This is a genomic window from Acidovorax sp. FW305-C-20-28 (assembly GCF_058783375.1).
In genome coordinates this window covers 16,470-28,870 of sequence record NZ_JBYSYM010000008.1, presented here as the reverse complement: position 1 = coordinate 28,870, position 12,401 = coordinate 16,470, and the positions used below count along the sequence as shown (strand labels likewise).

13 protein-coding genes and 2 pseudogenes are annotated in these 12,401 nt (G+C 69.2%); 7 read left to right on the top strand and 8 right to left on the bottom strand.

Annotated elements, in window-relative coordinates; genetic code table 11:
- Positions 1-15 precede the first annotated feature (15 nt).
- The 3 genes from dgoD to AC3WOH_RS11440 all read left to right on the top strand — a co-directional run bounded on the left by dgoD (position 16) and on the right by AC3WOH_RS11440 (position 4,357).
- Positions 16-1,164, top strand: a complete 1,149-nt coding sequence (gene dgoD, locus AC3WOH_RS11450) for a galactonate dehydratase (RefSeq protein WP_492229456.1) — start codon at positions 16-18, stop codon at positions 1,162-1,164.
- Between the two features lie 80 nt (positions 1,165-1,244).
- A complete protein-coding gene (locus AC3WOH_RS11445; RefSeq protein ID WP_492229455.1) occupies positions 1,245-2,051 on the top strand; it encodes a hypothetical protein in 807 nt (268 codons plus the stop codon).
- Positions 2,048-4,357, top strand: a complete 2,310-nt coding sequence (locus AC3WOH_RS11440; RefSeq protein WP_492229454.1) for a helicase C-terminal domain-containing protein — start codon at positions 2,048-2,050, stop codon at positions 4,355-4,357. Before AC3WOH_RS11445 ends, AC3WOH_RS11440 begins: the two co-directional genes overlap by 4 nt.
- On the opposite strand, the gene AC3WOH_RS11435 is transcribed toward AC3WOH_RS11440, so the two are convergent.
- Both AC3WOH_RS11435 and AC3WOH_RS11430 read right to left on the bottom strand, forming a co-directional pair.
- Positions 4,346-5,119, bottom strand: coding sequence for an alpha/beta fold hydrolase (locus AC3WOH_RS11435; protein ID WP_492229453.1), 774 nt, complete (start codon positions 5,117-5,119; stop codon positions 4,346-4,348). The two genes, AC3WOH_RS11440 and AC3WOH_RS11435, sit on opposite strands and share 12 nt — an antisense overlap.
- Before the next feature lie 273 nt (positions 5,120-5,392).
- Positions 5,393-6,406, bottom strand: a complete 1,014-nt coding sequence (locus AC3WOH_RS11430; protein WP_492229452.1) for a M14 family zinc carboxypeptidase — start codon at positions 6,404-6,406, stop codon at positions 5,393-5,395.
- Positions 6,407-6,582: 176 nt separating this feature from the next.
- Here AC3WOH_RS11430 and AC3WOH_RS11425 point away from each other — a divergent pair, with 176 nt between their 5' ends.
- Genes AC3WOH_RS11425 through trhA form a run of 3 tightly spaced genes read left to right on the top strand, consistent with a single transcriptional unit; the run spans position 6,583 to position 7,512 of the window.
- Positions 6,583-6,714 (top strand): hypothetical protein, encoded by a 132-nt coding sequence (locus AC3WOH_RS11425; protein ID WP_260420320.1) that lies wholly within the window; start codon positions 6,583-6,585, stop codon positions 6,712-6,714.
- On the top strand, positions 6,680-6,853 hold the full coding sequence (locus AC3WOH_RS11420) for a hypothetical protein (protein WP_492229451.1): 174 nt from the start codon (positions 6,680-6,682) through the stop codon (positions 6,851-6,853). Before AC3WOH_RS11425 ends, AC3WOH_RS11420 begins: the two co-directional genes overlap by 35 nt.
- Positions 6,854-6,876: 23 nt before the next feature.
- Complete coding sequence (gene trhA, locus AC3WOH_RS11415; protein ID WP_492229450.1) at positions 6,877-7,512, top strand: PAQR family membrane homeostasis protein TrhA; 636 nt, start codon at positions 6,877-6,879, stop codon at positions 7,510-7,512.
- Between the two features lie 14 nt (positions 7,513-7,526).
- Here trhA and AC3WOH_RS11410 read toward each other — a convergent pair whose 3' ends face one another.
- Both AC3WOH_RS11410 and AC3WOH_RS11405 read right to left on the bottom strand, forming a co-directional pair.
- The gene (locus AC3WOH_RS11410; RefSeq protein WP_492229449.1) at positions 7,527-8,900 is read right to left on the bottom strand and encodes an LLM class flavin-dependent oxidoreductase; all 1,374 of its coding nucleotides are present in this window, start codon (positions 8,898-8,900) and stop codon (positions 7,527-7,529) included.
- Positions 8,901-9,048: 148 nt separating this feature from the next.
- Positions 9,049-9,264: a TOBE domain-containing protein gene (locus AC3WOH_RS11405; protein WP_015013774.1), complete on the bottom strand. Its 216-nt coding sequence runs from the start codon at positions 9,262-9,264 to the stop codon at positions 9,049-9,051.
- A gap of 83 nt (positions 9,265-9,347) precedes the next feature.
- Between AC3WOH_RS11405 and AC3WOH_RS11400 the strand changes: the two are divergent.
- Positions 9,348-9,677 (top strand): annotated as a pseudogene (locus tag AC3WOH_RS11400) (hypothetical protein); the annotation flags it as partial.
- Here AC3WOH_RS11400 and AC3WOH_RS11395 read toward each other — a convergent pair.
- The 4 genes and pseudogenes from AC3WOH_RS11395 to AC3WOH_RS11380 form a co-directional block, all read right to left on the bottom strand.
- Positions 9,666-10,148 (bottom strand): annotated as a pseudogene (locus tag AC3WOH_RS11395) (ABC transporter ATP-binding protein); the annotation flags it as partial. The pseudogenes AC3WOH_RS11400 and AC3WOH_RS11395 overlap by 12 nt on opposite strands.
- 4 nt (positions 10,149-10,152) lie before the next feature.
- Positions 10,153-11,124, bottom strand: coding sequence for an aliphatic sulfonate ABC transporter substrate-binding protein (locus tag AC3WOH_RS11390; protein ID WP_492229448.1), 972 nt, complete (start codon positions 11,122-11,124; stop codon positions 10,153-10,155).
- Between the two features lie 38 nt (positions 11,125-11,162).
- Positions 11,163-12,029, bottom strand: coding sequence for an aliphatic sulfonate ABC transporter permease SsuC (gene ssuC / locus AC3WOH_RS11385; RefSeq protein ID WP_492229447.1), 867 nt, complete (start codon positions 12,027-12,029; stop codon positions 11,163-11,165).
- The gene (locus tag AC3WOH_RS11380; RefSeq protein WP_492229446.1) at positions 12,026-12,400 is read right to left on the bottom strand and encodes a VOC family protein; all 375 of its coding nucleotides are present in this window, start codon (positions 12,398-12,400) and stop codon (positions 12,026-12,028) included. The genes ssuC and AC3WOH_RS11380 overlap by 4 nt, the downstream gene beginning before the upstream one ends.
- Position 12,401: the final 1 nt, after the last annotated feature.

The window sequence follows — 12,401 nt, the reverse complement described above, 5'->3', positions numbered from 1 at the left end:
GACGAGCCGCTTCCCATGAAGATCACCCGACTGACCACATTCATCGTGCCACCGCGCTGGTGCTTTCTGAAGATCGAGACCGACGAGGGCATCGTCGGCTGGGGCGAGCCCGTGCTCGAAGGCCGGGCCCACACGGTGGCCGCCGCCATCGAGGAGCTGGGCGACTACCTCATCGGCAAAGACCCGCGCCACATCGAGGACCACTGGACGGTGCTGTACCGCGGCGGCTTCTACCGCGGCGGCGGCATCCACATGAGCGCGCTGGCCGGCATCGACCAGGCGCTGTGGGACATCAAGGGCAAGGCGCTGGGCGTGCCCGTCTCGGAACTGCTGGGCGGCTGCGTGCGCGACCGCATCAAGGTCTACAGCTGGATCGGCGGCGACCGGCCCAGCGAGACCGCCGCAGCGGCCAAGGCCGCCGTGGACCGCGGCTTCACGGCCGTGAAGATGAACGGCACCGAGGAGCTGCAGTATGTGGACAGCTTCGACAAGGTGGAGCGCTGCCTGAACAATGTCGCCGCCGTGCGCGAGGCCGTAGGGCCCAATGTGGGCATCGGCGTGGACTTCCACGGCCGGGTGCACAAGCCCATGGCCAAGGTGCTGTTCAAGGAGCTCGAGCCCTACCGGCTGATGTTCATCGAGGAGCCGGTGCTCAGCGAGCATTACGAGGCCCTGAAAGAACTGGCGCACCTGTCGTCCACCCCCATCGCGCTGGGCGAGCGGCTGTACTCGCGCTGGGACTTCAAGCGCGTGCTGTCCGAGGGCTATGTGGACATCATCCAGCCCGACCCCTCGCATTCCGGCGGCATCACCGAAACCCGCAAGATCGCCGCCATGGCCGAGGCCTACGACGTGGCCCTGGCCCTGCACTGCCCGCTGGGCCCGATCGCGCTGGCGGCCAACCTGCAGCTCGATGGTGTCTGCTACAACGCCTTCATCCAGGAGCAGAGCCTGGGCATCCACTACAACGCCAGCAACGACCTGCTGGACTACGTGTCCAACGGCGAGGTGTTTGCGTACCAGGACGGCATGGTCGCCATCCCCCAGGGCCCAGGTCTGGGCATCGAGGTCAACGAGGCGTATGTGCGCGAGCGTGCCGCCGAGGGCCACCGCTGGCGCAACCCGGTATGGCGCCACAAGGACGGGAGCTTCGCCGAGTGGTGAAACCCCGGGGATGACCGCGCCGTGCGCAGGGTGGAAAATACTGTATTTACAATCAGTATTTCAACCACCCCACGGCTTCCATGACGGCGCTGACCATCACCCGCTTCCACCGCACCCGCCTGATGCAGATCTGGCGCTCGGCCGGCTGGCCCTGCAAGGATGCGCTGGAGATCGATCTGCTGGCCGCCGAGCTCGTGGCCCTGCACACCTCGGCCGAGGGTTTCGAGACCCTGAGGCTCACCGAGGGCGGCATCCGCCTGCTGGCCGAGGCGCGCCAGCGTGGCGTGCGGGCCCTGAGCCCGCATGACCGCATGGGCCAGCGCTTCGCAGCGCAACTGCTGGCCTCGGGCCGCATCGTCTGGCGCGAGCTGTCGCTGCGCGCAGTGATCGAGGGCGCGGCCCCGGAAACGGTGCTACAGCCCCCTGCGGCCAGCAACCCGCTGTGGAGCGAAGACACGCCCGCCAGCCGCAAGGCCGCCAATGTCTGGCGCATGGCGCGGCCGGACCTGTTCTCGGTGCGCAACACCACCGTGCCGGCCTACCTGCAGCCCATGGTGCACGAGATCAAGCACAGCCGTGCCGACCTGCTGTCGGACCTGCGCCACGACGCCAAGCGCCAGGCCTACCAGTGGCTGTGCGAGGAGTGCTATTACGTGTTCCCGGCGGGCATCGCCGAGCCCGAAGAAATCCCCGAGCATTTCGGCATCTGGGTGCTGCATGGCGGGGTGGACGATGGCCGCTTCGAACTGCTGCGCCCGGCGCGCCATGCAAGCTGTGCCCTGCCCTTTGCGGTGTGGATGGCCCTGTGCAAGGCCACGCCGCTGCGCAGCGAAGACGAACTGGCACAAGCCCACCTCGGTGAGCCCGTCGGTGGCGACGCCCCATGAGCTACACCGTGGCGGTGCGCGAGCTTTGCGAGTTCACCGCCAAGCAGGGTGACCTGGACCTGCGCTTCACGCCCGCCCCCACGGCCCTGGAGGGCATGGCAGGCCATGCCGTGGCTGCCGCGCGCCGGGGCGAGGGCTACCGCGCCGAGGTGGCCCTGGCGGGCGACTACAAGACCTTGCGCGTGCGCGGCCGGGCCGACGGCTTCGACCCCGAGCATGCGCGCCTCGACGAGGTCAAGACCTTCAAGGGCCGGCTCGACCGCCAGCCCGCATCGCACCGCGCGCTGCACTGGGCCCAGGCACGCATCTACGGCTGGCTGCTGTGCGCACAGGAGGGCCTGGACCAGATCGACCTGGCCCTGGTGTACTTCGACATAGCCAGCCAGAAGGAGACCGTGTTCACCGAACGCCGCACGGCCGAGGAGCTGCGGCAGCATTTCGAGGCGCAGTGCGAGCGCTTTCTCGCCTGGGCCGAGGCGCAGGTGGCGCACCGCGCGGCGCGCGATGCGGCGCTCGGCACGCTGGCCTTTCCCTTCGGCGGCTTTCGCACCGGGCAGCGTCCGCTGGCCGAGGCCGTTTACAAGGCCGCCAGCGCCGGCCGCTGCCTCATGGCCCAGGCACCCACGGGCATCGGCAAGACCATGGGCACGCTGTTCCCGCTGCTCAAGGCCGCGCCCACGCAGCGGCTGGACAAGGTGTTCTTCCTCGCGGCCAAGACCTCGGGCCGGCAGATGGCGCTGGACGCCCTCACTCGCCTGGCCGACAGCGCGCCCGCGCTGCCGCTGCGTGTGCTGGAGATGGTGGCACGCGACAAGTCCTGCGAGCACCCTGACAAGGCCTGCCACGGCGAATCCTGCCCGCTGGCCCAGGGCTTCTACGACCGCCTGCCCGCCGCGCGCACGGACGCGCTGCAGCCCCAGGCCGGCAGCGCGCGCATCACCCTGCACCAGGCCCAGGTGCGCAGCGCCGCGCTGGCGCACCAGGTCTGCCCCTACTACCTGAGCCAGGAGCTGGCGCGCTGGGCCGACGTGGTGGTGGGCGACTACAACTACTACTTCGACATGGGTGGCCTGCTGCACGGCCTGGCCCAGGCCAACGGCTGGCGCACGGCGCTGCTGGTGGACGAGGCGCACAACCTCGTGGACCGGGGGCGCAAGATGTACACCGCCGAGCTGCGTCCCGACGGCCTGGCCCAGGCGCGCCAGTCCGCCAGCGCCAGCCGCTACCCCACAGTGAAGAAAGCGCTGGACAAGGTGCGCCGCGCCTGGGTGGCGCTGGACAAGCAGCAGACCAGCGCCTACGCCGTGCACGAGGTCTTCCCCGAAGACCTGCTGGCCGCCCTGCAGCTGTGCGGCAACACCCTCACCGACCACCTGGCCGAGCACCCGGCCGAGCCCGATGCGGCCCTGCAGGCCTTCTACTTCGACGCCCTGCACCTGGTGCGCATGGCCGGGCTGCTCGATGCGCATTCACTGGTGGACGTGACCCAGCCCACGGCCCCGGGCCTGCCCCGGGCGGCGCGCGCGCCCGGCAGCTCCACCCTGTGCATCCGCAACCTGGTGCCCGCCCCCTTCCTCGCACCGCGCTGGGAGGCAGCGCACACCAGCACCCTGTTCTCGGCCACGCTGCAGCCGCAGCGCTACTACACCGACCTATTGGGCCTGCCCGAGGACCACCTGGCCATCGAGGTGGAATCGCCCTTCCAGGCGGCGCAGCTCAGCGTGCAGGTGGCGCGCCACATCTCCACCCGCTACCCGGACCGCAAGGCCTCGCTCGCGCCCATCGTGGCGCTGATGGCGCGGCAGTTCGGGGAGCGGCCGGGCAACTACCTGGCCTTCTTCAGCAGCTACGAATACCTGCAGCAGGCCGCCGCCCTGCTGGCCGAACAGCACCCCGCACTGCCGCACTGGAGCCAGTCACGCCGCATGCTCGAATCGGAGCAGCGCCAGTTCCTCGACCGTTTCACCGAGACCAGCGCGGGCATCGGCTTCGCGGTGCTGGGCGGCGCCTTTGCCGAAGGCATCGACCTGCCGGGCCGGCGCCTGATCGGCGCCTTCCTGGCTACCCTGGGCCTGCCGCAGGTCAACCCCGTCAACGAGCAGGTCAAGGAGCGCATGCAGGCGCTGTTCGGCGAGGGCTATGACTACACCTACCTCTACCCCGGCCTGCAGAAGGTGGTGCAGGCCGCGGGCCGCGTGATCCGCACACCGAGCGACGAAGGCGTGGTGCACCTCATGGACGACCGTTTCGGCCGCCCTGAGGTGCGCGCGCTGCTGCCCACCTGGTGGGCGCATTCACACCGCTGACCAGCGGGCCACCTGCTCTGCGACCCGCTCGGCAACCCAGGTCGGATCGTCCAGCGGCAGGTCATGTCCGGCCCAGGGGTGCAGCACCAGTGGGCAGGCCCAGGCGCTGGCGATGGACTGCGAGCAACGGCTGCTCACCAGGCCGTCCTGGGCGCTGGACAGCAGCAGCATGCGGCCCAGGGGGGGGGTGCGCGGTGCCCGGTAGCGCGCGGCCGCCACCAATTGGCGCAGGGCGTTCGACGGGGACACCGGCCGCTCTGCGCGCGCGCCCACCCAGCCGGCCACCAAGCCGGCATGCTCCGGCGCCCGGTTGCTGGTGAGCCGCAGCACCGTCGACTCGGCCTCGCGCGGGCCGCGGGCCAGCAGCACTCCGCGCACCAGGGCGTCCCAGTTGCGCGGCCGCAGCCGCCGGTAGAAGGGGCTGAAATTGCCGAAGCTGGTGTTGATGAGCACGCAGCCCTGCACCTCGGCCGGGGCGCTGCGCGCCCATTCGGTGGCCACCATGGCCCCCAGCGACATGGCCAGCAGGTGGTACGGCCCGGTGATGCCGCGCTGCGCCAGTTCTGCCCGGCACTGCGTCACCATGGCCGCAACCGACCACGGACTCTGGCGCGCATGCCCCTGGCCATTGCCCGGCAGGTCCAGCATCAGCACCCGGGCACCTGGCAGGGCGGCCTGGAACACCTCGCCAAAACCTCCCCAGTGCACGGCCTCGCGCGTCAGGCCGCGCAGGAAGATCCAGCGGGCAGGTACCTTCGTCATCGTACTGGCCCCCCAGTGGACGCAGGCACCGCCCCCAGCGGCTGATACCGGCAGACCCCAAGCCAGTGCTCCCGTGCAAGGGCCGCCAAGCCGCGTAGGCGGCGCTTTGCTTGCGTGCACTGGGAGCGTCCCCCTCCCGACTTGCGCAGCAAGTCGAGAGAGGGGCTGAGGGCCGCGGCTCCAAGCCTGCCAGCGCAGGCTTGGACGTGCCCGAAGAGCCACTGCCTCTGGTAGGGGCACCGAGGCGCGAAGCGACTCAGGGGGTGCTTCATTTCAGTACCAGAATGAGAGCGCGTCGGCCCGGCGCTGCACACGCGCCTCGGGTGCGGGCACCCAGCGCTCGTGGCTTTCGGCGGCGCGCGACAGGAAATCGAGCAGCGGCATGTGCCGGCGCAGAACGCGCTGCAGGCGGTGGTTGATCAGCGGGTTGAAGATGCCCTTGCGCGAGAACAGCTGGCGCGGGTTCTTCTTGATCCAGCGCCAGGAGCCCATCTCCAGCGTCAGCGGCAAAAAGGTGCGCGTGGGCTCATTGCATGCCTGCATGTACAAATGGTCCCACAGGTCGCCGTGCGTGAGGTACTGCGCGCTCTGCGGCTCGATGATGTAGGGGTGGTAGGCATGGGCCTGCAGAAAGATCTCGTGCAGCGCATGCAGCTCGGGCAGGTGGGCGATGGGCTTCCTCGTGTGCGCAAACGGAAACCACAGCCGGTCGCTGATGCCAAAGCCCGAGTGGCAGTCCAGCGCAATGCTGAAGGGGCGCGACAGCAGCTCCTGGTGCACCACCTCGCACAGGGCCCGGCTCTCGGCCTCCATGGGCGCACCCGGCTTGCCACGGTACCAGGGCAGGCCCGCGCTGAGGCGCTGGCCGCCGATGAGAAAGGGCACGCGGTCCAGCGCATCCACCGGGGCATTGCGCATCAGGTCCACCCCGTTCGGGTTGGCGCGCGTGGCCGCCCACATGCCGCCCGGGTTCACGATGGGCATGAACACCAGGCGCACCTGTTCGAGCTGCTGGTTCAGCGCCAGGTCCCAGGGCAGGCGCATCACCACGTTCTGCAGGTAGGCGATCACCACCTCGGCACCAATGCCTTCGAGCCCGTGGATGCCGCCGAAGAACCCCATGGCGGGCACGCCCGGGTCCGGGTTGCCCAGGCTGATGGCATGGATGGGAAAACGCTCGCCCGACAGCATCTCCACCGTGCGCACCACGCGCGCATCCAGGCGCTGGCCACCCTGGTCGATGATCTTTTCCAGTGCCGCAAGCTCGGGCAGGACGGTGTCGGGCACGGTGGTGGCTTCAGGCGGTGGTGACAAGGCGATACAGATGCAACGCCAGCATAGCGCCCCACCCGGTGCACGCGAAAGCCCTTGCTTCAGGCCCGTTGCAATTTGCGCATCTGACGCAAAACCGTCACACGGCCAGGCTATCTTGGCGGGGCACCACAACCACCAAAGGGGGGCCCATGCTCTGGAAACTACTCGGCCTGCAACGGCTGATCGACGAGCTGCTGGACGAAAGCTGGTTCTCGTTCGACCTTCCCGACAACGACCACTTCTTCCATGAAGAACTGCTCCCGCTCCCGGCGCAGGATTGAGCCGCTGCGCACCGTCGCGCTGTTCGGGCTCATGGGCTGCGCCGTGGCCTTTGGCCTGGTGGAGCTGTTTGCGCTGCAGCGCTCGCGCTACCAGGCCTGGCGCGGGCGCCACAACCACCACCCCGCCCTGCCCCGCTGACGGCTGGCCGCACCGCCCGCGCCATGGCCTGCCGTGACCAGAGCCCGGGTGAAGAACTCGCCAACAGCGCGAGCCACGGCGTGGCGCTGCTGGCCGCCGTGATGGCTGCTCCCTTCATCGTGGCGTCGGCCCGGCCCCAGGGAGCTGCCAGCGTGGCGGGCGCCCTGGTCTTTGCCGCCACCATGGTGCTGCTGTACCTGGCCTCCACCGTGTACCACGCGCTGCCCGAGGGGCGCCTCAAGCAGCTGGCGCTCAAGCTCGACCACGGCGCAATCTACCTTTTCATTGCGGGCAGCTACACACCCTTTGCGCTGCTCCGGCCCGGCGGCGACTGGAACCTGGCGGTGCTCGCGCTGGTGTGGGCCATCGCCACCTTGGGCCTGGTGCTCAAGGCGGTCAACCGGCTGCGAACCGCCTGGCTGTCCACGGGCATGTACGTGCTGCTGGGCTGGCTGGCCCTGGCGGGCGCCCTGCCCCTCATCGACCACCTCCCACACGGCGGCACGCACTGGCTCGTGGCAGGCGGCGTGGCCTACACGGTCGGTGTGGCGTTCTTCATGCTCGATTCGCGCCTGCGCTACGCGCATGCCGTGTGGCACGGCTTCGTGGCCGCAGGCACGGGCTGCCACGCGGTGGCCGTGGCGGGCTGGGGAAGCTGACGCTCCGCCCATGCTCAGGCCGCAACGGCTTCTTGCGGTGGAGCAGCCTCGGCTGCAACCAGCGCATGCCGGTTCACGGGCACCGGCAGCTCGAAATGGCTGCGCAGGGTCTCTCCCGCGTATGCCCTGCGCAACAGGCCGCGCGCCTGCAGCACCGGCACGGCCAGCTCCACAAAGGCCTTGAGGGAGGTATTGGGCAGGGCCTCGAAGAAGTTGAAGCCATCGGCCGCGCCGCCCTCGAACCAGCGCTCCATCTCGTCGGCCACCTGCTCGGCCGTGCCGACGAAGGTGCGGCGTGGCCGGGCGTGCCACAGGGCCACCTCGCGCAGCGTCAAACCGTGTTCGCGCGCATGCTGCTTGATGCGGTCGCTGGCGCTCTGCTGGCTGTTGCGGCCCAGGTCGCCCAGGTCCGGGAAAGGCTCGTCCAGCGGGTACTGCGAGAAGTCATGGTCGTTGAATGGACGGGCCAGCGCGGCGATGGCGTTCTCGATGGGCACGAGCGCGGCCAGTTCCTCATAGCGGCGCTCGGCCTCCTCTGCGGTGCGTCCCACGATCGGGCGAAAGCCCGGCAGCAGAAACACCTCGTCGGGGTTGCGGCCTTCGGCGCGCACGCGCGCCTTCACGTCGCGGTAGTAGGCCTGCGCTTCCTCGAAGGTGTCGGCGTGGAAGAAAATGGCGTCGGCGCGCTCGGCGGCAAAGGCCCGGCCGTCGGGCGAGGCACCGGCCTGGAAGATCACGGGCTGGCCCTGGCGCGAACGTGCGATGTTGAGCGGCCCTTCCACCGCGAAGAACTCGCCCTGGTGATCCAGCCGGTGCAGCTTGGCGGGGTCGAAGAAGCGGCCGGTGGCCTTGTCACGCACCAGGGCGTCGTCTTCCCACGAGTCCCACAGGCCCTGGACCACGTCCAGGTGCTCGCCCGCCAGGCGGTAGCGCACATCGTGCGCATAGTGCTCCTGGCGCCCGTAATTGCGCGCGCTGCCGTCGAGCCACGAGGTGACCACGTTCCAGCCCGCACGCCCGCCGCTGATGTGGTCGAGCGAGGCGAACTGCCGCGCCACGGTGAAGGGCTCGCTGTAGCTGGCCGTAACGGTGGCCACCAACCCGATGTGGGAAGTTACTGCCGCCAGGGCAGACAGGATCGTCAGCGGCTCGAAGCGATTCAGGTAATGCGGGCTGGAGCGCGGCGTGATGTGCACGCTGTCGGCCACGAAGAGAAAAGTGAACCGCGCCTGCTCGGCCAGTTGCGCCTGCTGCGCATAGAAGCGGAAGTTCACGCTGGCATCCGTCACGGCATTCTCGTGCCGCCAGTCGCCCCAGCCGGCGCCCACGCCGTGCAGCACCAGGCCGAGTTGAAGGGTGCGTTGCTTCGCTGCGTTGCCTGCGGTCATGCCATGGGTCCTCAAGAGAAACCCGCAGCGTAGGCCTGCGCAACACACCAGCCAACGAAGAAAAACAGATATCGCTACTTGCCCCCACCTCAACGACAAAGGCCCTGCAATGCAGGGCCTGGCATCGGTGGGCCCGGGGCCCGCCGCATCACAGCTTGGCGATGGACACTTCGGTCGACTTGACCAGCGCGACCACGTCGGAGCCCACAACCAGGCCGAGGTCGTCCACCGAACGCGTGGTGATGACGGAAGTGACGATGCCCCAGGGGGTTTCGACATCGACCTCGGAGACGACGTCGCCGCGGATGATCTCGCGCACCTTGCCCTTGAACTGGTTGCGCACGTTGATAGCTTGGATGGACATGGTTTTCTCCTTGAAAAGTCCGGAAACGGAATGAAGGGGTGGGTAAAAAGAAGGGAAGACTGTCAGACGGCCCAGCGCAGGCCATGCGCTGGCACGCCGGGCCACTGCGCGTCGTTGGCGCTGGGCTCGGCATCGGGTTTTTGCAAGACCCGGTCGAGGATGCGCTTTTCGATGGCGGCAAAGGCCGCGTCGCCATGCGAGCGCGGGCGCGGCAGGTCGATCAGCTGGTCGAGCGCGATCTGGCCGTCCTCGATCAGGATCACGCGGTCGGCCAGGGCCACGGCCTCCTGCACGTCATGGGTCACCAGCAACGCGGTGAAGCCGCTGGCGCGCCACAGGCCCTCGATGAGGCGGTGCATCTCGATGCGGGTGAGCGCATCGAGCGCGCCCAGGGGTTCGTCCAGCAGCAGGAGGCGCGGGTTGTGCACCAGGGCGCGCGCCAGGGCCACGCGCTGGCGCTGGCCGCCCGACAGGCGCGCCGGCCACTCGCCCAGCCGGTCGCCCAGGCCCACGCGCGCCAGCACGTCGGCCGCGGCGCCGCGCCGCTCGGCCGGCAGGCCCAGGGCCACGTTCTCGGCCACGCGCTTCCAGGGCAAGAGGCGCGAGTCCTGGAACATGATGCGCGTGTCCTGGCTCAGGCCGTCCACGGCCTGGCCATCGATGCGGATGGCGCCGCCCGAGACGGATTCGAGCCCCGCCACCAGGCGCAGCAAGGTGCTCTTGCCGCAGCCGCTGCGGCCCACGATGGCCACGAACTGGCCGGGCTCGATCACGAGCTCGGTCTTCTTGAGCACCTCGCGTGCGCCGTAGCGCTTGTCCACGCTGCGCACTTCCAGGCGCACGCCGCTGGCACCCTGGGCGGTTGAAGGAGGATTCTGTGCCATGGCGTCAGGCTCCGGGCTTGAACAGGGCCACGTCCAGCGTGTTCACGCGCCGGGGCAGCAGTTTCTCGGACAGGAAGGCATCGGCGATGCGCTGCTGCTCGGCGAGCGAGCCCGGCACCACCGCACGCACCTCGTAGCTGCGCCGGCTGTTGGCCTGCTCCACGGTGGCGGCATCGAGCCCCCACACAGGTGCCAGCAGCGCAGCCGCATCCTTGGGCTGGGCCTTGACCCAGGCGCCGGCCTTCTGCAGCTCGGCGAAGAGCACGCGCAGCACGTCGGCACGGGCCTGGGCATAGGGCGTGGCGGCCAGGTAGTAACGCTGGTACGAGGCCACATCGCGGCCATCGGCCAGTACGCGCACGCTGGACTGGCGCTGCACGGCGGCGAGGAAGGGGTCCCACACCACCCAGGCGTCGATGGCGCCGCGCTCGAAGGCAGCGCGGCCGTCGGCCGGGCTCAGGTAGGCGGGCTCGATGTCCTTGAACGACAGGCCGGCCTTCTCCAGCGCGGCGATCAAGAGGTAGTGGGCGCCAGCGGCCTTGGCAAAGCCGATCTTCTTGCCCTTGAGGTCGGCCACGGTCTTGAGCGGCGAATCGGCGCGCACTACGATGGCCTGGGCCGAGGGCGACGGCGCCTCCTGCGCCACAAAGGTCAGGTTGGCACCGGCCGCCTGGGCGAACACGGGTACGGTGTCGGCCACGTCGGCGCTCACGTCCACATTGCCCAGGTTCAGGGCTTCGAGCAGCGGCAGGCCGCTGGTGAATTCGTGCCAGGTGACCTTGGTGCCCAGCGGGGCGAGCAGCTTTTCGAGCGTGCCCTGGGTCTTGAGCACCACGATGAGGGTGGACGACTTCTGGTAGCCGATGCGCACGGTATCGGGCTTGCCGCCGCTTTGCGCGCCGGCCAGGCCGCTGGCCGTGGCGGCCAGCAGCGCCAGCGCGGTGCGCCGGGAAAGAATGGTGGGAGATGCAGGCATGCGGGGTCCTTGGAATCTTGGAATACGGTCGGTGGGGTTCACGCGCTTTGGTAGCCTGGATGCCAGCGCAGCCAGTAGCGCTCCAGCGTCTTGGCGAACACGTCGGCCAGCTTGCCCAGCAGCGCGTACAGCAAGATGCCCACGAGCACGATGTCGGTCTGCAGGAATTCGCGCGCATTCATGGTCAGGTAGCCAATGCCCGCCTGCGCCGAGATGGTCTCGGCCACGATCAGGATCACCCACATCAGGCCCAGCGAGAAGCGCAGGCCCACCAGGATGCTCGACAGCGCGCCTGGCAGGATGATCTGGCGGTACAGCTGCCAGCGCGACAGGCCGTAGGTGCGCCCCATCTCGATCAGCCCGGGGTCCACGTTGCGGATGCCGTGGAAGGTGTTCAGGTAGATCGGGAAGAACACCGACACGCTGATCAGGAACAGCTTGGCCGACTCGTCGATGCCGAACCACAGGATCACCAGCGGAATCAGCGCCAGCGCCGGGATGTTGCGCACCATCTGGATGGTGGAATCGAGCAGGGTCTCGAACACGCGCACCGAGCCGGTGAGCAGCCCCAGCACCAGGCCCAGGCCGCCGCCGATGGCCAGGCCCGCGAGGGCCCGGCCGGCGCTGACCTTGACGTGGGTCCAGAGTTCGCCCGACGCTGTCAACGTCCACGCGGCCTTGACCACCTCCAGCGGCGCGGGCAGCACGCGGGTGGACAGCCAGCCGAGCGAGGAGGCGATCTGCCACACCACGATCAGCGTGACGGGCACGGCCCAGGGAACGAGGCGCAGCAGCACGCCCTTGGCAAAGCGCAGCGCGGGCGAGGAGGCCAGCGGCGCGAGGCTGGCCGCGTCGATGGAATCGGCCACAGGCGACGCCTGCAGCTCTCGGGTGGTGGTGTTCATGCGAACTCCTGTCGTTCGGTATCGGGTTCCAGAAATTCCAGCTGGTTGCCCGCCGGGTCCTTCACGTAAAAGCGCAGGTAGCCGGGCAGCGCCCGGTTCTCCACCAGCGGCAGCTGCGCCTGCAGCAGGCGCCCGCGCAGTGCGGGCAGGTCCTGCACCTCCAGCGCCAGGTGCGATACCGAGGGCGCGCCCTGCCAATGGTCGGTGGGCACCAGGTCGATGCGCTGCGCGCCTGCGGCGAAGTGCAGTGCATTGCCGGCGGCCACGCGCACCTCGGGCAGGCCCAGCAGGCTGCTGTAGAAGTTGCGGATGGGTTCCTCGGCCCCGGCCGGAAAGGCCAGTTGCACGTGGTTGATGGAATGGATGGCCATG

Coding starts and splice junctions, on each gene's coding strand:
- dgoD (WP_492229456.1), top strand. CDS start 16: ATGAAGATCACCCGACTGACCACATTCATCGTGCCACCGCGCTGGTGC.
- AC3WOH_RS11445 (WP_492229455.1), top strand. CDS start 1,245: ATGACGGCGCTGACCATCACCCGCTTCCACCGCACCCGCCTGATGCAG.
- AC3WOH_RS11440 (WP_492229454.1), top strand. CDS start 2,048: ATGAGCTACACCGTGGCGGTGCGCGAGCTTTGCGAGTTCACCGCCAAG.
- AC3WOH_RS11435 (WP_492229453.1), bottom strand. CDS start 5,119: ATGACGAAGGTACCTGCCCGCTGGATCTTCCTGCGCGGCCTGACGCGC.
- AC3WOH_RS11425 (WP_260420320.1), top strand. CDS start 6,583: ATGCTCTGGAAACTACTCGGCCTGCAACGGCTGATCGACGAGCTGCTG.
- AC3WOH_RS11420 (WP_492229451.1), top strand. CDS start 6,680: ATGAAGAACTGCTCCCGCTCCCGGCGCAGGATTGAGCCGCTGCGCACC.
- trhA (WP_492229450.1), top strand. CDS start 6,877: ATGGCCTGCCGTGACCAGAGCCCGGGTGAAGAACTCGCCAACAGCGCG.
- AC3WOH_RS11410 (WP_492229449.1), bottom strand. CDS start 8,900: ATGACCGCAGGCAACGCAGCGAAGCAACGCACCCTTCAACTCGGCCTG.
- AC3WOH_RS11405 (WP_015013774.1), bottom strand. CDS start 9,264: ATGTCCATCCAAGCTATCAACGTGCGCAACCAGTTCAAGGGCAAGGTG.
- AC3WOH_RS11390 (WP_492229448.1), bottom strand. CDS start 11,124: ATGCCTGCATCTCCCACCATTCTTTCCCGGCGCACCGCGCTGGCGCTG.
- ssuC (WP_492229447.1), bottom strand. CDS start 12,029: ATGAACACCACCACCCGAGAGCTGCAGGCGTCGCCTGTGGCCGATTCC.
- AC3WOH_RS11380 (WP_492229446.1), bottom strand. CDS start 12,400: ATGGCCATCCATTCCATCAACCACGTGCAACTGGCCTTTCCGGCCGGG.